We start from the raw sequence: 24639 nt of genomic DNA on the forward strand, positions 1-24639 counted from the left end.
GAATTTATGCAGGTTTTATATTTTGAGCGCAGACAACCCCGAAAAAGCCAAAACTTTAAGTAATAATACTAAAGATTCTGCTACAGCAGGCGAGCAACAATCAAGCAATAGGTTGCCAGCAGGTAAAGTAGAATACACTATTGATTTACAAAGCTTTTTACCTTATCGAATGTATCGTTTGGCAACTCAGATGTCGCAGGCTGGTAACAAGCTTTCAGTATTACTTGCCGAAACAGGTGTTCCAATAGGTGAAAGAGAATGGCGAGTTATTTCTGTACTAGGTTCCTATGGTGGATTAACTAATGGTCATGTTGCTGATGCGTTAAAAACGGATGCTGCAACAGTTACTCGTGCAGTTAAGGTATTGAAAAAACTGAACTTTGTTGGCACTCGTTTTTCTAAAAAAGATCGTCGAAAGCAACTCATTTATTTGACAGAGAAAGGGGCTGCATTTCATGATCTCATTACGCCCAAGCGGATCGAAACAGGGGAGTTAATAGAGTCTTGTTTCTCATATACAGAAAAAGAACAATTACACCATTTATTAAATAAACTCGATAGGCATTTGCACCACTTAGAAAATGAACAAGAAGACGAGTGGGAGTAGTTATTTTGGATGAACATCATTTCATTTAAAAGGCTTTGTGCCTTGGTGTTTAGTGTGTAAAATGCGTTTTACCTGAAGCTTCGGCACAATCATTGAAGTAAAATCATACCTTAAAAGGGGAAATACACATGATCAAATTATATGGGTATTGGCGATCAACGGCAGCCTACCGGGTGCGTATTGTGCTTAATTTGAAGCAGGTTTCCTATGTTCAACAGTCAGTGCATCTAGTTAAAGATGGTGGTGAGCAGCATAAACCTGAGTACCAAAACTTAAACCCACAAGGTTTAGTGCCAACTATTGTTGATGATGAAGTCACTGTTGGTCAATCTTTAGCCATTCTAGAGTATCTAGAAGAAAAATACTCATTGCCTGCTTTGCTGCCTGATAATATTAAAGCCCGCGCTATAGCTCGTCAGTTATGTCAAATAATCGCTTGTGATGTTCACCCACTGAATAACTTGAGAGTATTACAGTATTTGTCAAATGAGCTTAATGTTAATGATGAGAGTAAGAATGTATGGTATCACCATTGGATTCGAAAAGGATTTCAAGCTTTTGATGCACTAAGAGAAAAACATCAAATTGATGGTCCTTATTCTTTAGGTAAGGAACTATCTTTAGCAGATGCTTGTCTTATCCCCCAAATATATAATGCACACCGCTTTAATTTTCCGATGGATGAATTTCCGCGGTTAAGTGCAATAAATGAAAATTGTTTAAAACTTGAACGAATTCAAAATGCAGTCCCTGAAAACCAACCGGATGCTGTGAAATAATCTTGTTCACTAATTGGAAGTTGATAAATATTGTGATTAAAGTAAATAAGTCCCTTTTAGCCGGCGTTTTGGCACTTACTAGTTATAACCTTATTGCAGCAGAATCTTACACTGTGATCGATTTAGGCAAATTAGACGATAAATCTATTTTTGCTTATGATATTAATAATTCGGAAACCGTAGTTGGTTATTCGTATACTACGATAACCAATGGCAGAGAGAAGGCTGATATAGCATATCATGGAGTATCCATTCAAAGTGGAGGAGTGGTAACTGACTTAACGGCAATAGTGAATGATAGCGCAGACTCAAGCTCTATCTTTGGTGTAAATAATAATGGAACGTCAGTAGGTTTTTCATGGGAGACTATTACAAAGTCAGGGGCTTCTGCGGCTAACTTTGAACGGGCTATTTATACTGATGTGGTGACGCCTGAAATTAAAATAGTACCGCCTTTTGTTGATGGAGACGTGCAAAATATGCGAGCTGTTTCTATTAATGATAATGGGGTGATTGTTGGTTTTGGTAAATTTAATGCACCTGATGATAAAGACAGTGCTGGTAATGCTACTGACAGCCTAGCAGATAGAGGGTTTATTTTTGATACTATCAATGAGACTTTAACACGTGTTGATCCTATCAATTACAGCGGAAACTATTTGCATGTCGCATTGCGTGATATTAATGCTAGTGGGCGGGCAGTAGGCTGGTCACAACAGCTAGTGGATGGTTTTGAGACTCCCTTAATAAAAAGTTTCTACCTTGATATTACCGCACCAGCAAACCTGGTGAAATTATCGATTTCAGATGACGATCGTTCTAGTTTTCCTTTTTCGATAAATGATGGAGGAAAAGTGGTTGGTAAAAGGCACGTTGGAGATAGTGTTCATTCGACTGCGTTTGTTTATGATATTGCTACACAAGCTTTAACCGATTTACCTCGGCTAAAAGAAGATTACCTTCCCCAAGGTTCCAGAGATATTGCAATAGCTTATGATATTAATAATCAAAATCAGGTTGTTGGAACATCTCTGGTTGATGTAGTGCCAGATACATATCATGCCTTTCTTTATGAAGACGGAGTGATGAAAAACTTAAACACTATGATCGACTGTAAAATTGATCCTGCCGCTGAATCTGTTGGAAATCCTGACTGGCTTTTGTATGAAGCAAGAGCTATTAATGATAATGGTGTCATCATTGGTAATGGTTTTTTAAACAGTGAGCGAAAAGCTTTTATGTTAGTTCCGCGTAGCGGCGCTGCCAAAACTTGTGTTGAACCTGTTGAGGAAGGTGACTCTGGATCAGGTAGCTTACCGCTAATAGGCGTCTTATTATTGTCTATTGGCTCAATGTTTTCTCGCAGAAAGTTTAGCTAAATAATCAGCTAATTAATAAAAAAGCCGCAAATTCTAGCGGCTTTTTTTATTGAGTTTTAATAGACATTTAGTCGCTTAATAACTTGCGAGCAAGCGACTAATGTTACAGCTACTCGTTGAATCATCAAAATTAATAGTGATGGGGGTTTTGGCAACCGCTGTTGACATGGCAAGGCTGTAAAACTTTTTGGAAGCTTCAGCAGTAACTCCGTTGATCCCTACTGATACATAATAGTAATCTGGAGAGGTGTTACTAGTACAAGCTGGTGAATCTTCGTAAAATTGTAAAACAAAATCTCCATTTCCTAGAGGGTAAATGGTTTTTATTTTTGAGGCGTGCCAAATCTCAGCTGAGGAAACAGAATAACTCGCCAATAAAAATAAAGTAAAAAGTAGTTTTTTCATTAAGATAAATCCTTTCATTAGTCAATTAAAATTGAGTATTTCAAACTTTCTATTTTTACAGCTTATAGAGCTGATATGGCTATTGTAAAACTTTTTTATTACTTGAAATAGCAATATTCGGACAAATGCTAACAATATTCAGCCAATGTAATCAGATTAGAATAGGGAGTCGAGTGATGCTTGAGCCTAGAACTAGCCTTTATAATAAAAGACTCGGATAAAGGCTCAAGCATTGTTAGTTACATATTAGGGTAGTTAGGCCCACCAGCTCCTTCAGGCGTAACCCAGGTAATATTCTGACTGGGATCTTTGATGTCACAAGTTTTACAGTGTACACAGTTTTGAGCGTTAATTTGAAACTTAGGTTGCTGAGTTTGTTCGTCAGTTATCACTTCATATACGCCTGCTGGGCAATACCGTTGTGCAGGTTCATTAAACTCTTTTAAGTTCACACTAATGGGAATGTTGGGATCGGCCAACTGTAGGTGTATTGGCTGGTTCTCTTCATGATTAGTATTGGAAATAAATACAGAGCTGAGTTTATCAAATGATAAAACGCCATCAGGTTTAGGGTAATTTATTGATTGACTCTCGGAGGCTTTTTTGAGTTGTGCATGGTCTGGTTTCGCATCACTGAGTGTCCAAGGCAGATTACCATTGAATAAGTTAATATCGATAAATGCGTAAGCAGAACCAAGAATATTTCCCCATTTGTGTTGAGCTGGGCCAAAGTTTCTTTGTACATGTAGTTCTTTCCAAGCCCATGAGTCTTTGTAAGCGCGACTAAAATCATCAAGTTTATCACTTGAACGTTCGCTGGAAAGTGCAGCAGCAATAGAGCCTGCCGCTATCATGCCTGATTTCATTGCGGTATGAGAACCTTTAATTTTAGCAAAATTTAATGTGCCAGCATCGTCACCAATTAATAAACCGCCAGGAAAAACCATTTCAGGTTGCGATTGCAAACCGCCTTTTGTGATTGCTCTAGCGCCATAAGAGATACGTTCACCACCTTTTAAATATTGACTGATTTCAGGGTGATGTTTATAGCGTTGAAATTCATCAAATGGGCTAACATGTGGATTAGAGTATGATAAATCAGTAATTAAACCAACCACAACCTGATTGTCTTCGATATGGTAAAGGAAAGAGCCTCCGGCAGTTGCACTTTCATTTAATGGCCAACCTGCGGTGTGAACAACTTTACCTAATTGGTGTTGCTCTGCAGGTATTTTCCAGAGTTCCTTTATACCAATACCATAGTGCTGAGGCTCTTTACCCTGATCGAGTTTGAAGTTGCTAATTAATTTTTTTCCAAGGTGGCCGCGACAACCTTCCGCAAAAACAGTGTACTTAGCATGTAATTCCATACCTGGCATGTAACCATCTTTTTGAGAACCGTCTTCTGCTACCCCCATATCTCCAGTTAAAATTCCCTTAACACTACCATCATCGTGATAAAGTATATCGGCAGCAGCAAAGCCCGGAAATATTTCTACTCCCATCGATTCTGCTTGCTCCGCTAACCAACGGCAAAGGTTACCTAAACTGATAATATAATTACCAGAATTATGCATTGTTTTAGGGGTCAATAAATGAGGAATTTTTATACTCTTTTGAGCATCTCTGAGAATCAAAATATCATCTCCAGAGACTTCAGTATGTAAAGGCGCACCTTTTTCTTTCCAATCGGGGATAAGTTCGTTGAGGGCTGTGGGCTCAAATACAGCGCCAGAAAGAATATGAGCACCGACTTCAGAACCTTTCTCAACCACGCAAATAGTTGTTTCTTGTTGGCTTTGCTGTGAAATTTGAGCCAATCTAATTGCGGTTGCAAGGCCTGCTGGTCCTGCACCAACAATAACGACATCAAACTCCATAGATTCTCTTTCCACAGATGATTCCCCCAATTTAAAATTTTAGTTTAATAGCATAGTTGTTGAAATAATGAACAATACAACCACTAAATATGCCAGACAAAATATTAATAAACGTTACGTAGCACTATATTTTTAGCGCGAGTGACAACCATTTTTTATATCAAGAAAAACGAGATAATTTTCTCTTATGGTGCCTGAAAGTAGGGCATTATACCTGATTTCTATTGACGTTAAACGCGTAAAACGGCAAGATCCCTGCATTCTATAGAAATGTTGTTATTTTGAATATCAGTGCTGCATCAATATTCAAGTGATAAATAAAAATCTAGCAAGATTTAAGCGTTTCCTTAAGCTAAAAATTTAATCACCCAATAAGGTATTTGCATGAAAATTTTGGTAACTGTTAAACGGGTTGTTGATTACAACGTTAAAGTCCGTGTAAAAGATGATAATTCAGCTGTAGAAACAGCGAATGTAAAAATGTCGATGAATCCTTTTTGTGAGATCGCTGTAGAAGAAGCGGTACGTTTAAAAGAAAAAGGCGTCGCTAGTGAAATAGTGGTTGTTTCTATTGGGCCGTCACAAGCGCAAGAAACCCTACGCACAGCACTTGCTCTAGGTGCAGATAAAGCGATTTTAGTTAAAACGGATGAAGAAGTTCAACCGTTAGCTGTTGCTAAATTGTTAAAAGAAGTCGTTGCCAAAGAGTCTCCAGAATTAGTGATTATGGGCAAACAGTCTATCGATGGCGATAACAATCAATCAGGACAAATGTTAGCTGCTTTGCTCGACTGGCCTCAGGGAACCTTTGCTTCAGAGGTGAATTTAGCAGAAGGGCAGTTAGCTGTTACACGTGAGATAGATGGTGGTTTAGAGACTATCGATTTAGCATTGCCAGCTGTTATTACATCTGACTTACGATTAAACGAACCTCGCTTTGCTTCTTTACCAAATATCATGAAAGCGAAGCGCAAACCGCTTGAGGAAATGACGCCCGAAGATTTGGGGGTTGATATTGCTTCTCGTACTAAAACTTTAAAAGTAGAAGCACCTGCTCAAAGACAAGCTGGTGTTAAAGTAGAAACGGTAGCTGAATTAGTTGAAAAATTAAAAACTGAAGCGAAGGTGATTTAAATGAGTATTTTAGTAGTTGCAGAGCATAATAATGAAACAATTGCTGCTTCAGTACTATCAACAGTAGCAGCGGCTGGACAAATTGGTGGAGACATTCACCTGTTAGTTATAGGAAATAATTCGCAATCGGCGGCATCAAGTGCCGCAGCAGTTTCTGGTGTGAGTAAAGTGCTTCACGCCGAGGGAGCTGAGTTAGAGCACGCAACAGCTGAAACCTTAACCGCAATTATTTTAGCTAATGCACAAGGTTACACGCATATTTTAGCCCCAGCGACTACGTTCGGTAAAAACTTTTTACCAAGAGTTGGCGCTAAGTTAGATGTGCAACCAATATCTGATGTGATCAGTGTTGAAAGTGCTGATACTTTTAAGCGACCTGTATATGCAGGTAATGCTATTGCTACTGTTCAGTCAGAAGACAGCATTAAAGTTATAACGGTTAGAGCGACAGCTTTTGATGCTGTTGAAGCGGCTGGTGGAAGTGCTGAAGTTGTTTCTATTGATACTTCAGGATTAGTGTCAGATAAAACCAAATTTAAATCTCAAGAATTGACTGTTTCTGAAAGGCCTGAGTTAACCGCTGCCAATATTATTATTTCTGGTGGTCGTGGTATGGGCAGTGGCGAAAATTTTCACATGTTAGAAGAAATTGCTGACAAATTAGGCGCTGCTGTTGGTGCTTCTCGTGCTGCGGTAGACGCTGGTTTTGTACCGAATGATTATCAAGTTGGTCAAACAGGTAAAATAGTGGCCCCTGAGTTATATATTGCAGTGGGTATATCTGGCGCTATTCAGCATCTTGCGGGCATGAAAGACAGTAAAGTGATTGTTGCGATTAATAAAGATGAGGAAGCCCCAATTTTTCAAGTGGCAGATTATGGTTTGGTTGCAGACTTATTTAAAGTGTTACCAGAGCTTAAAGAAGCACTCTAACTGGCTCGTTACCTTTTGAAGAGGCTCCCTAAAGGAGCCTTTTTTGTTTTATTTGTACGAATTTAATTTTTATCGCTATTTTTATATTTTGAGATTGCCAGTGAAAGCTAGCTGGTACTAAGTCTATTACTTTTTAATGAAAACTATATCGAACTCTAAACGTCGTTTTTTAAAGTTGGCTGCGGTAAGTACAGGTCTATCAATTGCGGGTGGCATTTACTGGCCTTCACGCTGGCAGTATATTGTTATTCATCATTCTGCAGGAAACTTCGGTAATATTGATTTTTTGCAGAAGGTTCACCGACAAAGGCAGTCAGATGATCCAATTGATGCAATACCTTATCATTTTATTATTGGCAATGGAAACGGAATGAAAGTTGGTGAGGTAGCAACTGATTGGCGAGGTGAAAACAACCTGTGGGGAGCTCATGTCTCAGGTAGAAATTCTAAACGCAATTTTTTGGGGTTAGGTATTTGTTTAATTGGAGATTATGAAAATAATCAAGTTCCAGAGCTACAATATCAGTCATTACTCAAATTAGTTAGCTCGTTAATGGAGCGTTTTAATATTGCAGTAGATAATGTGTCTGGACATGGTCATATTAAAAATGAATTCACCTTATGTCCCGGAAAAAACTTTCCAATGGATAGGCTTAAAAAAGATCTCAAAAGATATCAACAGCTTTAGTTCATTTTTATTGATATAACAACTCAACTGATGGCTAAGAGCAATTTGATTGAACTAAAAGTTCCTGTACTGAAACGACTATAATTGAAAAATATTTTTGAATTGATTGCATTCAGTTGAGCATTCGATATAATTGCCCGCTCAATTTGGAGCCAGAGTGGTGAAATTGGTAGACACAGGGGATTCAAAATCCCCCGCTAGTGATAGTGTGCCGGTTCGAGTCCGGCCTCTGGTACCATTTTTAAAGCCTTGTTTTTTCAAGGCTTTTTCGTTTCTAGAGAGCGTTAAAACCTTTCTTTTTGCTCTTCGTGAATATCGTCCTGTGCATATCCTGTGCACACCGATTGTTATTAACCGTAATTAATTTTAATCAAGCTTTTCATAACGTAATACTACTCTCGAAATTCAAAGCTTAGGTTTCGATACTCATCTTCCGGTTCTAGCCGGCTTCTTTTATAAAATTTTTTCATGGTTTAAAAGAATTTTTAGATTGTAGATTAGTTTTGTGGTATCTCTATTTGAGGTTTTGTGTGTATTCTTTGACCTAAGACAAGACATTATTATTCGCATCTTTACTTATTTCATGTACTATTAATACCTTAAAAGTCAATAAGTTAAGGGAAGTAAATGGCAAAGAGAATACCAGTAACTCTATCTAATGGGCGAGAATTCCCTACTAAGACAGCTGCATTAGATTACTTCAAGAGAATCGTTAATTCAGTAGCTGAAATTATCTCAAAGGATCACGAATATTATTCCGATGTACTCTCATTGTATTTAAGACATCCAGAATTTACTCAAAAATCACGCAACGTAGATTTTATAAAATGTTTTCAAATAAAGAATAGCGGTCAATTCAATACAAAATGCTTACACACTATTCATATAGATGGAACAGAAACCGATTGGAGTTACAAAGTTGCCTGTGACAGTAAACAGAAATCTCTGTTTAACTGTTTCGTTGATGGCGCGCGCTTGTGTTTAGAAGAAGAATATCCAAGGTTTAGAGATGATTCTTTTACGTTAAAGTGCAAAGAGTTCGTGAAGCTACATAGTCATGATGGGATAGTACCTTTGGAGTGGATAAGCGAGCCAAATAAGATTCAATACCGGACGATATTAAAAGAGCCAATAAAACAGTCATTTTTAAGCTGGTATCGTAAGTTTGTAATTATGGGTAGTTAAAAGAAGACAGTATATGGACACAAAACCGAGTTACGGGAATTCAATAGCTGATGCTAATTGGGGCGTAGAACATCACGAGGTTGAAGCGAACATAGCAGACTGCAAAGTAAAATTATGTCATGTGAAAGTTAAGGATCTAAAAAAGCTTGCTTTTGAACTTACCAGAGTTGTCCAAACTAAATCATGGATTTATAAACTTGATACTGCCACTCAACGTTCTTACATTAAGACTGCAAAGGATACTGCTCAGGATTTAATTGAAATTTTTAATAGGCTAAATCCATCAGGTAAGGTTTCGGGTGAGTTTGGAGAATTAATGGTTTCAATCGGTTCAAGTAGAGCCTTGGAAATGATTTTTACACACGATCCCCTTCCTATTTCAGAGTTATGGAAACCCCAAAAGAAACAGAACGAAGGCTTTGATTTCCATACGGTTTGCCCTGAAGATTTAATCAATTACGGTGAAGCGAAATACTCTACTAAAGAAACGCCACATGGAGAAGCGATAGGTCAAGCTAGAGGATTTATTGACGAGGAAAAGCACTTTAGGGATAGAGTTCATCTTATAAATTTAGTTAAAGAAGAAGCAATACAAAATTTAGACGATGATAAATATGGCGTTGTCGCTGCTTTCTCGCTTCATGCAGTAAATCCTTTGAAGGTTTTACATAATGCACTTAAGTCAGCGGAACAAAAATTCAATCTCAAAACGATAAAGAAAGTTTATTTAATAGGCGTTACTCATTGAACATTGTAGATATAGTCAATCAAGACGATCCTAGTTTAGGAATTTCATTCTTACTGGAAAAATTGTATTTAGAAGGAGGTGAAAAGGCAGTGACACTTGAGCAACTTGCTTACTTTAAAAAATTTCACCCTAAAACTTTCGAGTCGGTTGAAGAGCAAGTCCTAAGTGCACTAGGGTTATTCTATAAGATAGAGGAACCTAGTAGTTTGTATTCATTTATGTTGATGGGGTTTGGTAAACAGTATCAAAAGGATTTTGGAAGATTCTTAACACCTATTCAAGCGAATATTAGAAGTGCTGTAGAAAGTAACGACGTGGTTTCTATTTCAGCTCCTACAAGTGCAGGGAAATCTTATTCAATAAGAGATTTTATAGCTGAGCAGGATGGTGATGCAGTAGTAATAGTCCCATCTCGAGCGCTGATTGCTGAGTATGTAAATACGATGCGTAGACGATTCAAGGGGAATAAGAATATTATGGTTTCTTCCTTTGTTGATAATGTGTTTACGTCACGAAAACTTAGAAGAATATTCATATTAACACCAGAAAGAGCAAGAGAATTGTTTTCACCAGATTTGACTCTTGATATCAACGTCTTTTTCTTTGACGAGGCGCAAATGTCAGAAGAGCGAGAACGTGGAGTGATTTTTGATGTTGCTATTCGAAGAATAAAAAAGAAATTCCCAAGCGCAAAATTGATATTCGCCCACCCATTTGTCGAGAATCCGGAAGCACAACTTAAAAAGCATGGATTTGACATACAAAATAATTTCTCTAGGGCTTATACCCACGGTTCCGTTGGAAAACTATGTGTTTTCAAACATCAAAATAAGAAATGCTACTATTTTTCTCCATTTGCTAAAAAAGGGCACCAAGTAAGAGAATGTATTGAATTTCCAGGTAAATTTGAAGATTTTGCTTTTGATGGAAAACATTCAGTACTTATATATGTGTCCAAAGCATCTATTTATAATGGGTCAGCAATAGAGGATTTTAGAAAATATATTGATAGATTCCCTCAAGTAGAAGACAAAGCTGCTTTAGAAATAATTGAGCGAATCGAACATTTACTTGGTACTGATGAAACTCATGAGTCTAGATTAGTATCTTTACTGTATAAGGGAGTTGTAATTCACCATGGTTCAGTTCCACTAGACGTCCGCTTTTTAATTGAAGACTATATTAGAGGTGGATACGCCAAAATATGCTTCGCTACCAGCACTCTCGCTCAAGGCGTCAACATGCCTTTCGATATTGTTTGGCTAGATAATATGCGTTTCTTAGGCGATGGAGAGGGAGTAAGAGCTCTCGCTTTCAAGAATTTAATTGGGCGAGCAGGAAGGTTATCTGAGGACTGTAAATTTGATACTGGTTTTATTTATACTAAAAATGCTAGGTCATTTTCTGAAAAACTAAATATCAAATATGAACTTAGTAGTGAGTCAGTTATTGATGCCCCGCTTGAAGAAATAGATCCTGACTCTAGGGAAGTAATCGAGTCTATTCAATCTGAGACCTTTGACGATGATAAACAGGTTCCAATGTCTAGAGTGGAAAGGTTGTCGAAGCCTGAAATTCTAGAGTTATTAGAAACTGTTCTTGAATTGCTTTTCAAACCCAGCGATTCGATTAAGGATAATATTGCTGGAAAGGAGAATAGGCTCAAAAGATTCGAATTAACAAGGTGTATGAGGTTGATTTACGAAGCGGCCCTGAATAGAGAGTTGTTTATCGGAGAAAAAGCAGTTTTTGATACAGCTATTTCTCTTTTTCTTCAAGTAATACAAGGTAGATCATTTCGAGAGATTGTAGCCACGAGATATCATAGAGTTTCCAAAAGGGATAAAGGAAAAATTGGAGCGGCTGAGTTTTCACAGTCAGCAGAAAAACTTCCAAATAGTAAACTTGTAAATGCTTTTTCTTTATTTAAAAAAGGTTTTCCAGCTAGGGCGGTAAGCTATGATGCGATTATCTTCGACACATATGATTATTTAGATCAGGTGATTTCCTTCTCTTTAACAGATACGTTTGTTGCAGCATTAAAAATATATAACGAAAAATTTGATAGTTTGAAAGCTAGTAAAATGGTAGAGCTTTTTACATATGGAACTAATGACAGAGTGCACACGCTGCTCATAAGGTACGGATTTCCACCAGAGTGCATCACGGAATTGATTCCTTATGTAGACAGTATTAGTGAAGAAGACATTAAATTTAATGAGCAAATTACTGACTCACCGAGGTATCTCCAAGAGCTAGTTAGTTGGTATCTTCCATAATTAGATAAACACATCTGAATAAAAAATCTATTTATTCAATCAGATTTAGACCTAGCTGTCTGATTTGCCGAGCTAGAAGGCAATAAGCATAGTATTTTGATATAACTCAGAATTGAGCAGTAGCTACTTCTTACCCAACAATGCAATAGCCGCTGCAGCTAATCCAGCGCCTATCAAGAATGAGCCCATATTACTGCCATCTTTCTTCACTTGAGTTGAATTCCCCCGCATTTGAGGTATAACAGCAACTCCTTGCGAACTCAGACTGTCTATAGTGTTATTCAGCCTTTCCGTCAATTCCCTAGCTGAAATTTCTAGAGCTTGAGCAGCCAAATACATTTGATCAACAGAAAATGACGATTTACCACCTTCTAACCGGCTATAGCTAGCTTGCGATACACCCATCCTTTCAGCCATATCACCTTGTTCAAGACCTTTTTCATTCCTGATATAAGAGAGGACCACGCCTAAAACGGCAGAATAGGTAGTTTGTTGGCTGTTCATATTTTAATCATCATACCGTTATTACACGTATATCATTGACATTGTATATGTATACGTTTAATGTATATGCGTAAAACGTAAATAACACAAGGAAACGTATATGCATTCTAACTTAAAAATGGGCGATTTTCTATATAGAACGAAAATCATGGTTGAGCACGCCGGTATCTACCTGGGGGACGGCAAGGTAATTCATAATCAACCCAAAGTGGGCGTTACTGTAACCACCTTTGGTGAATATGCAGAGGGCAAAGAGGTTAAAGTAATTAAAGCTAGCAGCATTAACGAGCAGGAATTTCGTACAAGAATTGAGCAAGTTCTCAGTGCTAATAAACCATATTGCTTACTTACTAATAATTGCGAGCATATAGCTTCTTTGATTTATCAGGGAACAAAGACAAGTTCTCAAGTTAAAGCGGTCATTCTCTCAGTTATTCTTGGACTAATTGTAAGTAAAAAGGTTGACGGCAAGAATTTGCTGAGAATAGTTGCTATAGGTGGTTTGTGTGGCTTGTTTCTTTCTAATCTTAGCCGTAGTTATGATGAAGTCGTTTTTCAACCATCATAATTTAATAGGGAATACCTTAAAGGTTCAATCGATTAATAACTAAATTAAGTAAAATTAGAGAAAGGAGAGGGTGTAAATGGAAATCAGAAGAGAACTAAAAGTCATTGGCTACTTGGCAGCGTTACCAGCTCTGCTAGCTTTTTTATTTGGAGGAGCTGAATTGTTAACGACAGTTATCAAAGCTCTCACGGCCAATAAATGGATTATGTACTATTCGATGTTCGCCGCAGCATTATTCGTATTTCTTGCATTTATAAAATGGCGTTTCATATTTGGAAGCAAGAAATTAGAGCAAAAAATTATTGAAACTGTATGCGACTTGAAAGAATCTGCTGCTTCCTTTCTTGGAATATTAAGGGTGAGTGCTGGGTTGCTTATTACCATTCCTATTATATGGTTAGTCGCAGATTTCAATGCAGAACAGTTGCCGCAAATGGGATATTTGTTTTTTGTTGGTTTAATAGCCGTTGTTGAATGTGTATATCTTCGAAAATGGCTTAAGCATATAGATGTTAATTGGTTGCGCACAGAAAATAGCTAAAAAGCTATTTAGAAAGTTGATCGATTGAAAATTGTAATTCGTAGAGTAGGTGTATTAGTTCCGACTTCATCTGACACTTCAGCTTGACTAGAAGAGAGTTACCCGTTTTGATAAAGGTGTCGAATCTTTAAATCAAAACAAAAGGTAACTCTCATGCTACATACTAACAATCCAATTATTAAACACAAGGCAGGTTTATTAAACTTAGCCGAAGAACTCAATAATGTTTCAAGAGCCTGTAAAGTGATGGGCGTATCTCGAGATACATTTTATCGTTATCAAGAGTTAGTTGAAGAAGGTGGAATTGACGCCTTAATCGAAAAGACCAGACGTAAGGCCAATCCTAAAAATAGAGTTGATGAGGCGACAGAACAAGCCGTTGTTGCCTATGCCATTGAACAACCAGCCTTTGGTCAACATAGAACAAGCAATGAGCTGCGTAAACAAGGTGTCTTTGTTTCTGGCAGCGGCGTTCGTTCAATTTGGCTTCGTCATGATCTGGAAAACTTCAAAAAGCGTCTTAAAGCACTTGAGGAAAAGGTCGCTAATGACGGTATCATTTTAAGCGATGCGCAAGTTGCTGCGCTTGAAAAGAAGAAACATGATGACGAAGCTTGTGGTGAGATAGAAACCGCTCACCCAGGCTACTTAGGCTCTCAGGATACGTTTTATGTGGGTAACCTCAAAGGCGTTGGCCGAATTTATCAGCAGACCTTTATTGACACCTACAGCAAAGTTGCTTTTGCAAAGCTCTACACAACCAAAACGCCAATCACCGCCGCAGATATATTAAATGACAAAGTATTACCCTACTTTAATCAAAATGAATTGCCAATGTTGCGCATTTTAACTGACCGTGGAACTGAGTACTGTGGTCGCGTAGAGCATCATGATTATCAGCTTTACTTGGCGATCAATGATATTGACCATACCAAAACGAAAGCGATGTCACCACAAACGAACGGGATCTGCGAGCGCTTTCACAAGACGATATTGAATGAGTTTTACCAGATCACCTTTAGGAAAAAGCTGTACTCATCGATGGAAGATTTGCAAAAAGATCTGGACGTTTGGATGGAATACTATAACAATGACCGAACTCATCAAGGAAAAATGTGCTGTGGCAGAACGCCAAAAGAAACTTTACTTGATGGTAAATTGATTTGGGCTGAAAAGAATTTAGCTCAAATCTAAACTGACAGATACCGTTGGAAAAACGGGTAACTGTCAGATCAAGTCTGAGCTACTACAAGTAAGGACTGCTTTAGTTCTGCTGGAGACAATATTTCTATATCGGGTAACCAGTATTTTAAGATGGGAATGATTTGCTTCTGATCAGTAATGCTAGAAGTTACCAATAGCGAACCGTCATCTAAGTCTTTCAATAACTGCTGGCTTGGAAGTATATTGGTTTTCCTAAAATGTCCAGCGATTGTAGAATCAATTCTCAAAACAATTTCAATCGGAGAATCCGTTACCCACTTTAGGCATCCATCGGTTACTTGTTTCTCGATTTCAGGTTGAAGCGCAAATTGATGATTCGATACGGCTACATTACCGATGTTTAACACCTTAAAAGATTTTAAGGTTCCATTGTGAACTGCCGCTAGATACCACCAACCATGGTCATTGATTAAGCGATATGGACAGACCTCGTTATAAGTTTTCTGCTTGTAGTGAAATTTAATCTTTCGTCTTTCTTGAATCACTAGAGTAATAGACTTAAATGTCTCCTCATAACCAGTGGTATCTTCTATTTTTATATTTCGAAATAAGAATGGTGCAACTCGTTCGGTACTCAACTGGGAAAATATCAGCTTATCAAAAGATGGAAATATCTGAGACAACCCCAACATTTCTAATAATGGCTTGATATCTGACTTACACTGTCTGCCTAGGTATTTTGGATCAATAAAATAAGCTTATTTGACTACACTAGTTAGACTTTTCTACAGAAGACCTGTCTTCCGGAAAAATGCTAGCGAGATCAGTAGTGATATATAAACCTGTTAGGTTGTTGTTTTCAATAGCTTGCTTGATAGGCTTTTGACAATACAGCCCCCTGTAATAATCAAATTCAGTTCTAAAAATCAAAAAATCTTTTATGTCGTTTGTATTAAAACCCAAGCTGATAATCTCTTCCCACTCATCTCGCCTTGATTGCTTAGGATCTATTGCTACAGATTGTAGCGGATTGAAAAAGTAGCCTTTTCCTTTTTGGTAGCTAACTTGTAAAAACTCGCCATCATTTTTTATTAGAGGTTGAAGGTGTTTGTAAGCCTTTTCGCTCATAAAAAGTCTACCTGCGGCTACACATAAGTCTGCAATATCTTTCTCTTCATCATCTTTGTGTGTCGAAGAAAAATTAAAGTTTAATGGTTCTTTGAACACTTCGTGAAATTGTACAGGTGCATTGTAGTAGTTGATATACTTGTTAAAGTTCTCTCTTGTTCTCTTACCTAGGAGGCTTTGTAATTGATCTTCATCAAAATAAAAATTTAGATATTTTTTATGATCAAAAAGTAATTTATAAATCATTTAGCAAGACCTGTTTTCGGCATTACGCTTGAGGGGACTCGTCCGCTTTGAAGTGCGTTTCGCACTATTCTCAATTTATTGATTAACTGGTTAGGTGTTGTCACACTGATCCAGTTTATTCGTGCGTTTAACCATTGATAGTACTCGTGATGATGTATTCTCTTGTGAGGTACGCCATTTTTTAAGTAATTAGGCATGAACTTTCGATCTTCCCAATCTCTTGGTAACCAGCAGCCATTGTGAGGATCATCCACTCGCATTTGCAGCCAAGCTAAAACTCCTCTAAGTTCCATAGCTTCCGCTCTACCACCAGATATTATAGCATGACAATCGCAGCGGTCAGAAGGGCGAGGATCGCCTGCTCGACGCATATATCCAGCAAGCCTTTTTGAACTATGTTGTTCAGCTTTAATTTGTTCTTCGGACATTTTCATTGCTTTTAGTCGGTATCTATCGAGGTAGTCGCAAACCTTACCTCGGGTTTTCAATGTTGCAAAGTCAGCAGTAGTCGGCTTTTCAATTTTAGCAAATTCAGTGAGTAATTTTTCCACATGAGTGTGTTCTGGTTTAATATACGGGTACATCCCCTTGTATCTCCAATTCCATTGTATTAAGCGACAGACTTTCATTTTACCTTGTAACCACCAGATTATAAAAGAGGCACAACTCACAGATTGATCTATTTTTAGAATTTGTTTTCGTCTTGAGATTGAATAATGATGAAGCTTTGTACAACAATCGCTATAACATTTCAGTTTGTTAGCGTGACAACTGCTCAATAGAAAACTGTAATTCATAGAGTAAAGATTGCTTAAGTTCAACAGGTGACAATATTTCAACATCAGGAAGCCAGTATTTCAGGATAGGAATTATTTGTTTTTGATCAGTAATACTGGCAGTAACCAACAACGAGCCATCATCTAAATCTTTTAATAATTGCTGGTTTGGAAATAGACTTGTTTTTCGGAAATGGCTAGCGATAGTTGACTCTATTCTTAGAACGGCCTCAGTAGGTGAGTCAGTTATCCAAACAAGAGTCCCTTCAACAACTTGTCGGTCAATGTCAGAATGTCGTTCGAATAATTGTTTAGAGATGGTGACTCCACAAAGGTTCAAGACCTTGAAGGATTTTAAAGTACTATTGTGTATGCCGACTAAATACCACCAACCACGGTCATTGACCAGGCGATAAGGACTGACTTCATTATAAGCTTTCCGCTTGTAATAAAATTTGACTTTTCGATTCTCTTGAATAGCTAAAGTTATTGATTTAAACGTTTCCTCATAGCCAGTTGTATCTTCTACCTTAATGTTTCGAAATAAGAATGGAGCAATTTGGTTCGTATTTAACTGAGAAAATAACAACTCATCAAAAGAAGGAAATATCTGAGACAGTCCCAACATTTCTAATAATGGTTTGATATCAGATTTCCGCTGCCTGCCCAGGAATTTAGGGTCAATAAAATAAGTAGAATTTTCTCGCTCGATTGGAAGGTATGAAAGGCGCTCATTAAAATCGCGCTGTAAGGTCCTTTCAGTCACATTGAATTCTCTAGCTAAAGCGGACAAGCAGAGTCGCTCACCAGTATTTAAACGAGTGAGTATCATTCCTAATCTTTTAGCGAGAGTGTCATGTTCCATGAACACAATAATAAATACCGTGGGTGAAAGGGTGTGTCGATCATGACGAAATATTTACTAAATACGTCAGGGAACGCTAACTGTTTTGTTATTAAAGAGGTTTGATACAAAGAGCATAAAAGAATTGCCGAATAAATCTCTAGAGATCGACGCCACCTGTCGATCATTGTTTCTATAATCAAGGGTGGCAGGAATAGGTGTATGAAGTTTAAAAAAACTATTTCAAAAGTTCTTACGAAAGATTTGCTATGTAGTGATAATTTTAAAGATACACCGTTAAAACTTACAGTGAATGGAGAGAAAAAAGAATGAAGAAATATCTTGTTTTAGCTATGGGGATTGTCGTTTTATTAGGAAATTCAGCGGAAGCCGTTGAAGGTTATAAGAACTTGAAGTTTGGAATGTCGAAAGAGCAGGTTAAAAACAGCAACCTTTGTTCATTTAGATCAGAAGATTCCGGTCAAGTAGGTGTCGAGTTTATGGGCTGCGAAGATCTTAAGTTTTCGAACGAGGTAACGATGGGAGCCGCGTTTTTCATTAATAACAAGTTGCTTAGGTTTGTAATTTTGACCTCAACAGATACAGCGCTTGGTTTGATTAATGCTTTGTCTAATAAATATGGCAACACTTCTTCCCAATCCTCTGACGAAGAATTTAACGCTATTGATAAATTTCCTAATAGGGAAGCATTCATGGCATTTGATAATGATACGGTCTACTTAAAATTTGTATCTAATGCGGTTGGAGATCAAAGTGCAATGCTCATTTACACATCTCCAGAATATGATAAAAAGTTACTTCAAAACCAGGAAGAGTCTATTAGTCATGATCTTTAAATACAAACTCACACAAAAGCGATATGGAAGGGGGAGAGGATGTATCTGAAATTAGTAACTTATTTAACCTGTGCTTTAGTGTTGGCAGGGTGTGGTAATGAACAAGAAAAGAGTATTGAAAGCAAAACAATCGATGGGTTTAAACAGTTTAAATTCGGCAGCTCAATAGATGAGGTTACTAAGGGGGGCTTTTGTTCTTTCAGATTTTCTCGATTACCTTATATTGGTGTGGAAGCTTTGGAATGTTCTGATTACTTGGTGGAAGGCGAGAAAAGACTGCTAAGCCTGTTGTTTATAAAAAATCGACTTGCCAGAATTGTCTTACCAAGCGCAGAAAACGAAGAGGCAATCATTAGTGTATTAAAAAGTCAGTACGGTCCACAAACCTCTACCGAGAAGCGAAGCGATAAAATCTTTGATACCTTATTTGCTAATGGGGCAGTCAAACTTAGCAAAACGATAGGTGATAATGGTGAAGTAAGCAATGTTATTGTTTATTCAGTTTTGGACTACACCATGCGTAGAAAAGCTGCGGAGAATGAAGTTGTATCATCAATCACAAATGGTCACTACAATTTCAATAAATCAATGACCATTGGTAATGCGTTAAATGGATGGAGTAGCGAGTGTTCAAATACTGAATGGGAAGCTTTTGCCGCTCCCAGAGGAATTACCGGTGTTAAATACAGCTGTTCAGTAAGAGACCTTAGAGAATGGACGAGGGCTGCTAAAAAATATCTTAAGTCTGAGCAACAAAGAGGGATGAATGTCGGGGCTGATGTATTCGAGAGTACTGAAGTAGAGAATATTAAAAATGAGTTAACATGGTTTATTAATGTAGACGGGAGCGCACAGCTAGAGTCATTACAGTATGTTCTTAAATGGAAAAATGGTAGACAGCACATAGACGAAAACTCGAAAGAGAGGGGCATGGCGTTATTAAAAAATTTTATTTATCCCAATAAAACCCGGTTAGGCGTATCCGCTGAGTATATGTCGATTGAAGATCAGGTTGTCTGGGTTTTTGAACGGTCTGAAAAGTCAATGAAACAATAGTTTTTGGAATTTCTTTACATGAAAAAATTGATAGATTCCATCACCGATGATGGTGAGATAACCGGGAAAAACCTTCGCTTATTGTCACTTCTTTTCTTGGCTACCTGCGGGGCAATGTCACTTGTTCCGTACACCAAGGTTAGAGACTATTTGCCCGATACGGAATTGGTTTTCACGCCGGGGTTAATTTCAACCGTTGTCGCAATTTTTATTATTTCACCACTTTATTTGCGAAATATTCTTCGTTGGAATAAATCTGTATATACCTTGGTTTCCCTAGTGTTGATTCTAATGGTATTTGCATCGTTTATTGAGCTTGCTGTAGGCGGTGACAGAGGAGGGAGTTTGACCTATGCGTTGCTAGCGTCATCTCTTATTTTGTCATGGCTGGGTATTCAAGCTGTCGCCGGGTTTGGCTGGGTTTTGACTTTTGCTGCTGGAATACTTTCGTTGTTACTTAATCATATAGCAATGGGATTTTACGGTTTTATTTATATTACTACAGGCTTTATTGGACTTGTGCTTCATTCAGGATTAAATCCGGGGAGTTTGATTAAAGGGATTAAGGTCGAGTATGGCGATGGTGAAGCATTAAAATCTATAAAAGAAGATGTTTCTGACACTGCAAACATGCTTGAAGAAACACCAATTAAATCTTTAAGTGATACTAAAGACCCTATTAAATTAGAACGTCAAATCTAATCAAGTTCTGTACTGACTAAAGCTCCTCTTTGAATACATATATTAATTATGACTTGTATTTAAAGAGGTACTAATTGTGCAGAAAAAATTCTATTTTACCAATGCTAAATTAAAAGCATTAAAACCCCACGATCCAAATTCTCCATCAACGGAATTAGAGATTTCAGATAGCAAGATTACGGGATTGAAACTGCTTGTCGGAAAAACTGGAAACAAGCGGTTTTTACTTCGCTATACCTTTCAATCTCGCAAACGTTCAATCGCGATTGGTAAGTTCGGTGATATAGACGTTGTTACCGCTAGGAAGATTGCTAAGAAATACCGAGCACAAATCGCGGGTGGAACTGATCCAAAAGCCGAGCGCGATAGTTATCGTCACATTCCTACTGTTTCTGAGTTTTTCTGGGGAACCTATCATGCAGTCATAAAGGCGAACAAACTCTCATGGCGAAAAGATGTTCAGAGGTTCGAAAAGTTTATAGAACCACGCATTGGCGCTATACGCTATTCAGAATTAAAACCCATCGATGTTTTACATTTACAGCAATACATCGCCGACCCTTCCAAAGCAAATCGAGCCTATGCCCCGAGCACCAATAACCGTATCATAGCTGTAGTTAAAACTATGACGAGTTATGCGCTTAAATTAGGAATTGTTAAAAACAATGTTGCGACTCCAATCGGTCTACTTAAGGAAGACAATATCAGAGAGAAGTTTTTCGATATTAATGACTCTAAGAAAATCATAGAAGCAGCTTTAGACTATCCTAATCCTTATATCGGTAGTGCTATTGCGATGCTCTATATCTGTGGTAATCGAAAGTCTGAAATCTATGGACTGAAGTGGTCGAATTTTGATCGCAAGAATAAATCCATTTTTGTTGAGCATAGTAAGTCAGGCAAATCTTTCTATATCCACCTTTCGGAGCTTGCATTCAATATTATCGATAAGCTTGAACCTAAAGAAGGTAACCCCTATATTTTCGTGGGAAGGAAGAGGGGACAACCTATCAAAGAAGTCAGAGTTGCGTATAGCAAAATACTGAATGCAGCAGGGATAACGGACTTAAAAGACGTTTGCTTTCATACAGCACGCCACAGCGTTGCCAGTAATATGATTTCATCTGGTTTGTTCTCACAAGTTCATGTGAAGCAACAACTTGCACACGCATCAATACAAAGCTCGGAGCGCTATATGCATCATACGCCACAGAGTGCTAGAAATATTAGTCAGGGTTTTAGTGATTTACTAGAAGATAAGGATAATAACGAAAACTAAATCAACTTAAAAACTACTAACCGAAAAGGCCAGCCCCTATTGCTAGGGACTGGCCTTTTCTTTTATGGAGAAAAAAGAAATGCAAATGATTAACCATTGGCCAGAAAAGCATGAGTTGGCCTTACCTGAAAAAGCGAAAGTTGCTTTGCTAAATCACCTGATTGAACCTTTTGGTGATGAAACTGCAGCTAAAGAATTTTGGTCTGAGTACTCCTCAACGATATTTATCATCAGTAAATCAGACAATCTTGGAACATTTAACAACTTCGATGATGTTGTTCAACAGCAAATCGGATTTGCTCTAGCAAACCCCGAATACTGTGAACCTTTGACTGACTTATACACTATCAGCTTGTCAATCATTAATGATGAAGGCTCGGGTATCTACTTGGTCATCAATAAGGGCTCGGAGATTTCAAGACTCAATCGTTCCAACGAAGATTGAGGAGCTTCATTTAACCAACAACTATTCAAATATTTAACGATTAATTCAACCAACCTAAAGGAAATTCATATGTCTAATTTAAAAAATCCAGAAACAAATAAAGTCAAACAAGTTATTGCTTCTGACAAGAAGAAGGAAGTAACTAAACCGAAGAAAGTACCCGCTAAAACTAACAAAGAGGTTTCGGGATTTAGCGTAGTGTTTAAAAGTAAAGCGAGGAAACTGAGTCCTAAAGCTGAAGGTTATATTACTTATCAGTTAATAAAAGACACTAAAGGAATTCTTTCAATTCAGCTATTAGAAAATACGAGTGGCGGAATTTTCAGTAAGAATCCCATTCCATTGAAATCAGTTATTGATACCTTGGGTGAACAGGATGTTGCTAGAGCTTTTAAATCTTCACTTATGAAAAATGTGTTTACCGGCAAAGGAAGTAAAAGTGCTAATAACACTTCATTTCTGATTGCTGTCTTGCGCTCAAAGGAAATAGGGTTAGTCGTGCCTAACGATAAAAGCCAATTTCTGTCCAATCTTAGTCCCGATTTCAAGGCTAAAGCAAAGTCATTATTAGCCAAGTAATTCTCAAAACTATTCACACACAATATTTTCCAACGCCATGTTGCTACGCCTTTCATACTTCGAGCGTCCAACATGACACTAAAATATTCCACCTAAGGAGTGATATAATGTCAATGAAATTTAATACCCAAAGTTGCCCACTTAGGCTTTCCAGCGAGCTTTTAAAAGCGCTGGAAAGCGCGTTGCGCAACAGTAATATTGATGTAAGTTGTGAAACCTGTTTAACGATTGTTTTTAAAGACGAGAGCTATTCAGTCGAAACTGGAGGGTTTCATCCGGTTGAAGTCCGATTAGTAAAAATTGGAGAGGAGTGGCAAATCGAATACATCACTGACTTTTGTTTTGCTGGAAATGGTTATGATGCTGAACTCGTTAAAGAAATTGATTTCGATTTCGCTAATAATTATGGTTTTCATCTGTACACAGGTGAGTGTCAATTAAGTGAGCTTTCCGAGCTGTATAATATCTGGCAAAACAACTTTGTTCATTATGTCGAAATGGGCGTTTTCCAAGTCAAAATCACAACCGGTTAAATTACGCTAAAACCCACTGTATGGACAGGAGGAAAATTCAACTGTCTGACAGTTGGAATACCTCTTCCTGTCTGTACCTTGTCAATTAAGAAGTGATGAGGGCTGAGATGGTAACTACGTTCAAGAACTCTAGGATTTTTAAATCCCTTGTGTTGAAACATCTCGCTCCAACTTTTTTCAAAAAAAAGTTTATCCAAAGGAATATTCAATGAAGAAGAGATTGTTCAGTTTAATTCTTATTTTTTTCATTAACGGCTGTGACCAATTGAAGGTTCATAGTCAAATTAATGATAAGGAATTAGAAATCAAAGAACTAAAATCAAAAAATGAAGTATTAATCAATGAAGTAAAGGAGCTATCTAATCAGGTTGCTAGATTGAACACTAATCAGCCAGATGGCGCAGTTGTCGAAGAACTTAGAAAAGCTCTGACCCGAAAAGAGACTGAACTTCAATTAAGGGAGGAACGCTATTTACGGGAAGTTGACGCGCTTCAATTAATGAAAAAAGATTTGACCAAAATGCAGCTAGAGTTTTACTCAGAGACGGGCAAAAAGCTAGAGGAAATAGGGGAGGCACGACAGCTTAAAAAAGAATACATTCATCTGCGTGAAGCGCTGAACGATGCGAACGAAAGCGTTAGCAATTGGCTGGTTTTTATCGCGCTAATTGGTATCGGTTTTATCGCCTCTATTATGTCATTGCTTTACACAGGATTGAAATACTCTCGTCAACGCCGAGACATAAACACTGCTATTAAGTTTGTAGAAGATGGACGTATGAACAACCAAGAAAAAAGGCTATTAGCTAACTACTTTAGAAGATCGCTGGAAAATGATACTAAATAAGTAATCCTAAGTTAAACAGTGTTTACCAGTGGTCGCTTTCCATATCGTTCTTATATCCTTGATATTCAGATATCGCACCGGCTGAACCTTCCAATATTATTGATATTGAATTCATCACTTCCGCTAGATTGCGAAGATTGACTTTAGGTTGTTCGAGCTTTACTGAGTTATTACCCTTAAAATCTTTAGGGTAGCGAAATGAAGTAGAGCGAGGATCGACCTCTTCAAATTGCTTTATTAACAAATCCATTGAATGTAGAGCTGTTGAGTCATCGTCAGGCCATAATTCTTCTAATATATTTCTTACTCGGGGCCACAGTTTGGATAACTGATGAACAGCTTTTGGTTTATGCGCTCGGTCTAATAACCTGTACCCGTCATGAAGCAGTGATTTCAGCCTCAATTCGATATAATGGCGATAGAGAAAAACGATAGGGAAAATTAAGGAATCAGCAGATCCTTTCCGAGTCGAAACGGATTCGACAAGCAGATCTGTAGCCACCGATGTATATCTCGGTTGGGTCGTTATACCAGTCGAGGCAAGCATTCATCC

General features: G+C 37.8%; 28 protein-coding genes and 1 tRNA gene. 21 read left to right on the top strand and 8 right to left on the bottom strand.

Annotated elements, in window-relative coordinates; all coding sequences use genetic code 11:
• Window positions 1-22 precede the first annotated feature (22 nt).
• The 3 genes from ACT5E3_RS11345 to ACT5E3_RS11355 all read left to right on the top strand — a co-directional run bounded on the left by ACT5E3_RS11345 (window position 23) and on the right by ACT5E3_RS11355 (window position 2765).
• Window positions 23-607 (top strand): MarR family winged helix-turn-helix transcriptional regulator, encoded by a 585-nt coding sequence (locus ACT5E3_RS11345; RefSeq protein WP_444998418.1) that lies wholly within the window; start codon window positions 23-25, stop codon window positions 605-607.
• Window positions 608-735: 128 nt separating this feature from the next.
• Window positions 736-1386: a maleylacetoacetate isomerase gene (gene maiA / locus ACT5E3_RS11350; RefSeq protein ID WP_444998419.1), complete on the top strand. Its 651-nt coding sequence runs from the start codon at window positions 736-738 to the stop codon at window positions 1384-1386.
• Between the two features lie 32 nt (window positions 1387-1418).
• Window positions 1419-2765: a DUF3466 family protein gene (locus ACT5E3_RS11355; protein ID WP_444998420.1), complete on the top strand. Its 1347-nt coding sequence runs from the start codon at window positions 1419-1421 to the stop codon at window positions 2763-2765.
• 75 nt (window positions 2766-2840) lie between these two features.
• On the opposite strand, the gene ACT5E3_RS11360 is transcribed toward ACT5E3_RS11355, so the two are convergent.
• Entirely contained in the window at window positions 2841-3170 is a 330-nt protein-coding gene (locus ACT5E3_RS11360) for a hypothetical protein (protein WP_444998421.1), read from the bottom strand.
• 239 nt (window positions 3171-3409) lie between these two features.
• On the bottom strand, window positions 3410-5065 hold the full coding sequence (locus ACT5E3_RS11365; RefSeq protein ID WP_444998422.1) for an electron transfer flavoprotein-ubiquinone oxidoreductase: 1656 nt from the start codon (window positions 5063-5065) through the stop codon (window positions 3410-3412).
• Between the two features lie 369 nt (window positions 5066-5434).
• Here ACT5E3_RS11365 and ACT5E3_RS11370 point away from each other — a divergent pair, with 369 nt between their 5' ends.
• From ACT5E3_RS11370 to ACT5E3_RS11400, 7 genes are all read left to right on the top strand, one after another.
• A complete protein-coding gene (locus ACT5E3_RS11370) occupies window positions 5435-6184 on the top strand; it encodes an electron transfer flavoprotein subunit beta/FixA family protein (protein WP_444998423.1) in 750 nt (249 codons plus the stop codon).
• The gene (locus ACT5E3_RS11375; protein WP_444998424.1) at window positions 6185-7117 is read left to right on the top strand and encodes an electron transfer flavoprotein subunit alpha/FixB family protein; all 933 of its coding nucleotides are present in this window, start codon (window positions 6185-6187) and stop codon (window positions 7115-7117) included. It abuts the gene before it with no gap.
• 136 nt (window positions 7118-7253) lie between these two features.
• On the top strand, window positions 7254-7805 hold the full coding sequence (locus ACT5E3_RS11380; protein ID WP_444998425.1) for a peptidoglycan recognition protein family protein: 552 nt from the start codon (window positions 7254-7256) through the stop codon (window positions 7803-7805).
• 151 nt (window positions 7806-7956) lie between these two features.
• A tRNA-Leu gene (locus ACT5E3_RS11385) sits at window positions 7957-8043 on the top strand.
• 389 nt (window positions 8044-8432) lie between these two features.
• Window positions 8433-8990 carry a DUF3223 domain-containing protein gene (locus ACT5E3_RS11390; protein ID WP_444998426.1) on the top strand — a complete coding sequence of 186 codons (558 nt, stop codon included), beginning with the start codon at window positions 8433-8435 and terminating at the stop codon, window positions 8988-8990.
• 13 nt (window positions 8991-9003) lie between these two features.
• Window positions 9004-9738 carry a hypothetical protein gene (locus ACT5E3_RS11395; RefSeq protein WP_444998427.1) on the top strand — a complete coding sequence of 245 codons (735 nt, stop codon included), beginning with the start codon at window positions 9004-9006 and terminating at the stop codon, window positions 9736-9738.
• The gene (locus ACT5E3_RS11400; RefSeq protein ID WP_444998428.1) at window positions 9735-12017 is read left to right on the top strand and encodes a DEAD/DEAH box helicase; all 2283 of its coding nucleotides are present in this window, start codon (window positions 9735-9737) and stop codon (window positions 12015-12017) included. The genes ACT5E3_RS11395 and ACT5E3_RS11400 overlap by 4 nt, the downstream gene beginning before the upstream one ends.
• Before the next feature lie 123 nt (window positions 12018-12140).
• Here the strand turns inward: ACT5E3_RS11400 and ACT5E3_RS11405 are convergent, their stop codons facing one another.
• Window positions 12141-12521, bottom strand: coding sequence for a helix-turn-helix domain-containing protein (locus tag ACT5E3_RS11405; RefSeq protein ID WP_444998429.1), 381 nt, complete (start codon window positions 12519-12521; stop codon window positions 12141-12143).
• A gap of 100 nt (window positions 12522-12621) precedes the next feature.
• Between ACT5E3_RS11405 and ACT5E3_RS11410 the strand changes: the two genes are divergently transcribed.
• The 3 genes from ACT5E3_RS11410 (at window position 12622) to ACT5E3_RS11420 (ending at window position 14824) form a co-directional block, all read left to right on the top strand.
• Entirely contained in the window at window positions 12622-13089 is a 468-nt protein-coding gene (locus ACT5E3_RS11410; protein ID WP_444998430.1) for a lecithin retinol acyltransferase family protein, read from the top strand.
• A 76-nt stretch (window positions 13090-13165) separates the two neighbouring features.
• Window positions 13166-13630 carry a hypothetical protein gene (locus ACT5E3_RS11415; RefSeq protein WP_444998431.1) on the top strand — a complete coding sequence of 155 codons (465 nt, stop codon included), beginning with the start codon at window positions 13166-13168 and terminating at the stop codon, window positions 13628-13630.
• A 153-nt stretch (window positions 13631-13783) separates the two neighbouring features.
• Entirely contained in the window at window positions 13784-14824 is a 1041-nt protein-coding gene (locus ACT5E3_RS11420; protein ID WP_444993903.1) for an IS481 family transposase, read from the top strand.
• Between the two features lie 38 nt (window positions 14825-14862).
• Here ACT5E3_RS11420 and ACT5E3_RS11425 read toward each other — a convergent pair whose 3' ends face one another.
• The 4 genes from ACT5E3_RS11425 to ACT5E3_RS11440 all read right to left on the bottom strand — a co-directional run bounded on the left by ACT5E3_RS11425 (window position 14863) and on the right by ACT5E3_RS11440 (window position 17776).
• On the bottom strand, window positions 14863-15486 hold the full coding sequence (locus tag ACT5E3_RS11425) for a WYL domain-containing protein (RefSeq protein ID WP_444998432.1): 624 nt from the start codon (window positions 15484-15486) through the stop codon (window positions 14863-14865).
• 79 nt (window positions 15487-15565) lie between these two features.
• Entirely contained in the window at window positions 15566-16168 is a 603-nt protein-coding gene (locus ACT5E3_RS11430; protein WP_444998433.1) for a hypothetical protein, read from the bottom strand.
• Complete coding sequence (locus tag ACT5E3_RS11435) at window positions 16165-16752, bottom strand: AHH domain-containing protein (RefSeq protein ID WP_444998434.1); 588 nt, start codon at window positions 16750-16752, stop codon at window positions 16165-16167. The genes ACT5E3_RS11430 and ACT5E3_RS11435 overlap by 4 nt, the downstream gene beginning before the upstream one ends.
• Before the next feature lie 175 nt (window positions 16753-16927).
• Complete coding sequence (locus ACT5E3_RS11440; protein ID WP_444998435.1) at window positions 16928-17776, bottom strand: helix-turn-helix transcriptional regulator; 849 nt, start codon at window positions 17774-17776, stop codon at window positions 16928-16930.
• Between the two features lie 341 nt (window positions 17777-18117).
• Here ACT5E3_RS11440 and ACT5E3_RS11445 point away from each other — a divergent pair, with 341 nt between their 5' ends.
• The 8 genes from ACT5E3_RS11445 to ACT5E3_RS11480 all read left to right on the top strand — a co-directional run bounded on the left by ACT5E3_RS11445 (window position 18118) and on the right by ACT5E3_RS11480 (window position 24086).
• Window positions 18118-18645 carry a hypothetical protein gene (locus ACT5E3_RS11445; protein ID WP_444998436.1) on the top strand — a complete coding sequence of 176 codons (528 nt, stop codon included), beginning with the start codon at window positions 18118-18120 and terminating at the stop codon, window positions 18643-18645.
• 39 nt (window positions 18646-18684) lie between these two features.
• The gene (locus ACT5E3_RS11450; protein WP_444998437.1) at window positions 18685-19701 is read left to right on the top strand and encodes a hypothetical protein; all 1017 of its coding nucleotides are present in this window, start codon (window positions 18685-18687) and stop codon (window positions 19699-19701) included.
• A gap of 18 nt (window positions 19702-19719) precedes the next feature.
• Window positions 19720-20403 (top strand): hypothetical protein, encoded by a 684-nt coding sequence (locus tag ACT5E3_RS11455; protein ID WP_444998438.1) that lies wholly within the window; start codon window positions 19720-19722, stop codon window positions 20401-20403.
• A gap of 76 nt (window positions 20404-20479) precedes the next feature.
• Window positions 20480-21682, top strand: coding sequence for a tyrosine-type recombinase/integrase (locus tag ACT5E3_RS11460; protein ID WP_444998439.1), 1203 nt, complete (start codon window positions 20480-20482; stop codon window positions 21680-21682).
• Between the two features lie 79 nt (window positions 21683-21761).
• Entirely contained in the window at window positions 21762-22127 is a 366-nt protein-coding gene (locus tag ACT5E3_RS11465) for a hypothetical protein (RefSeq protein WP_444998440.1), read from the top strand.
• Between the two features lie 69 nt (window positions 22128-22196).
• Window positions 22197-22706, top strand: a complete 510-nt coding sequence (locus tag ACT5E3_RS11470; RefSeq protein WP_444998441.1) for a hypothetical protein — start codon at window positions 22197-22199, stop codon at window positions 22704-22706.
• A gap of 107 nt (window positions 22707-22813) precedes the next feature.
• Window positions 22814-23239, top strand: coding sequence for a DUF2787 family protein (locus ACT5E3_RS11475; protein ID WP_444998442.1), 426 nt, complete (start codon window positions 22814-22816; stop codon window positions 23237-23239).
• Between the two features lie 208 nt (window positions 23240-23447).
• A complete protein-coding gene (locus ACT5E3_RS11480) occupies window positions 23448-24086 on the top strand; it encodes a hypothetical protein (RefSeq protein ID WP_444998443.1) in 639 nt (212 codons plus the stop codon).
• A 22-nt stretch (window positions 24087-24108) separates the two neighbouring features.
• On the opposite strand, the gene ACT5E3_RS11485 is transcribed toward ACT5E3_RS11480, so the two are convergent.
• On the bottom strand, window positions 24109-24633 hold the full coding sequence (locus tag ACT5E3_RS11485; protein WP_444998444.1) for a hypothetical protein: 525 nt from the start codon (window positions 24631-24633) through the stop codon (window positions 24109-24111).
• Window positions 24634-24639 lie beyond the last annotated feature (6 nt).

The sequence above is a fragment of the Aliikangiella litoralis genome (assembly GCF_052495765.1).

Bases quoted from the DNA above. Each gene is read 5' to 3' on its own strand.
- ACT5E3_RS11410 (WP_444998430.1), top strand. From the start codon at position 12,622: ATGCATTCTAACTTAAAAATGGGCGATTTTCTATATAGAACGAAAATC.
- ACT5E3_RS11435 (WP_444998434.1), bottom strand. From the start codon at position 16,752: ATGTACCCGTATATTAAACCAGAACACACTCATGTGGAAAAATTACTC.
- ACT5E3_RS11450 (WP_444998437.1), top strand. From the start codon at position 18,685: ATGTATCTGAAATTAGTAACTTATTTAACCTGTGCTTTAGTGTTGGCA.
- ACT5E3_RS11375 (WP_444998424.1), top strand. From the start codon at position 6,185: ATGAGTATTTTAGTAGTTGCAGAGCATAATAATGAAACAATTGCTGCT.
- ACT5E3_RS11370 (WP_444998423.1), top strand. From the start codon at position 5,435: ATGAAAATTTTGGTAACTGTTAAACGGGTTGTTGATTACAACGTTAAA.
- ACT5E3_RS11465 (WP_444998440.1), top strand. From the start codon at position 21,762: ATGCAAATGATTAACCATTGGCCAGAAAAGCATGAGTTGGCCTTACCT.
- ACT5E3_RS11425 (WP_444998432.1), bottom strand. From the start codon at position 15,486: ATGTTGGGGTTGTCTCAGATATTTCCATCTTTTGATAAGCTGATATTT.
- ACT5E3_RS11430 (WP_444998433.1), bottom strand. From the start codon at position 16,168: ATGATTTATAAATTACTTTTTGATCATAAAAAATATCTAAATTTTTAT.
- ACT5E3_RS11440 (WP_444998435.1), bottom strand. From the start codon at position 17,776: ATGATACTCACTCGTTTAAATACTGGTGAGCGACTCTGCTTGTCCGCT.
- ACT5E3_RS11480 (WP_444998443.1), top strand. From the start codon at position 23,448: ATGAAGAAGAGATTGTTCAGTTTAATTCTTATTTTTTTCATTAACGGC.
- ACT5E3_RS11485 (WP_444998444.1), bottom strand. From the start codon at position 24,633: ATGCTTGCCTCGACTGGTATAACGACCCAACCGAGATATACATCGGTG.
- ACT5E3_RS11475 (WP_444998442.1), top strand. From the start codon at position 22,814: ATGTCAATGAAATTTAATACCCAAAGTTGCCCACTTAGGCTTTCCAGC.
- ACT5E3_RS11415 (WP_444998431.1), top strand. From the start codon at position 13,166: ATGGAAATCAGAAGAGAACTAAAAGTCATTGGCTACTTGGCAGCGTTA.
- maiA (WP_444998419.1), top strand. From the start codon at position 736: ATGATCAAATTATATGGGTATTGGCGATCAACGGCAGCCTACCGGGTG.
- ACT5E3_RS11405 (WP_444998429.1), bottom strand. From the start codon at position 12,521: ATGAACAGCCAACAAACTACCTATTCTGCCGTTTTAGGCGTGGTCCTC.
- ACT5E3_RS11360 (WP_444998421.1), bottom strand. From the start codon at position 3,170: ATGAAAAAACTACTTTTTACTTTATTTTTATTGGCGAGTTATTCTGTT.
- ACT5E3_RS11445 (WP_444998436.1), top strand. From the start codon at position 18,118: ATGAAGAAATATCTTGTTTTAGCTATGGGGATTGTCGTTTTATTAGGA.
- ACT5E3_RS11420 (WP_444993903.1), top strand. From the start codon at position 13,784: ATGCTACATACTAACAATCCAATTATTAAACACAAGGCAGGTTTATTA.
- ACT5E3_RS11395 (WP_444998427.1), top strand. From the start codon at position 9,004: ATGGACACAAAACCGAGTTACGGGAATTCAATAGCTGATGCTAATTGG.
- ACT5E3_RS11380 (WP_444998425.1), top strand. From the start codon at position 7,254: ATGAAAACTATATCGAACTCTAAACGTCGTTTTTTAAAGTTGGCTGCG.
- ACT5E3_RS11470 (WP_444998441.1), top strand. From the start codon at position 22,197: ATGTCTAATTTAAAAAATCCAGAAACAAATAAAGTCAAACAAGTTATT.
- ACT5E3_RS11390 (WP_444998426.1), top strand. From the start codon at position 8,433: ATGGCAAAGAGAATACCAGTAACTCTATCTAATGGGCGAGAATTCCCT.
- ACT5E3_RS11455 (WP_444998438.1), top strand. From the start codon at position 19,720: ATGAAAAAATTGATAGATTCCATCACCGATGATGGTGAGATAACCGGG.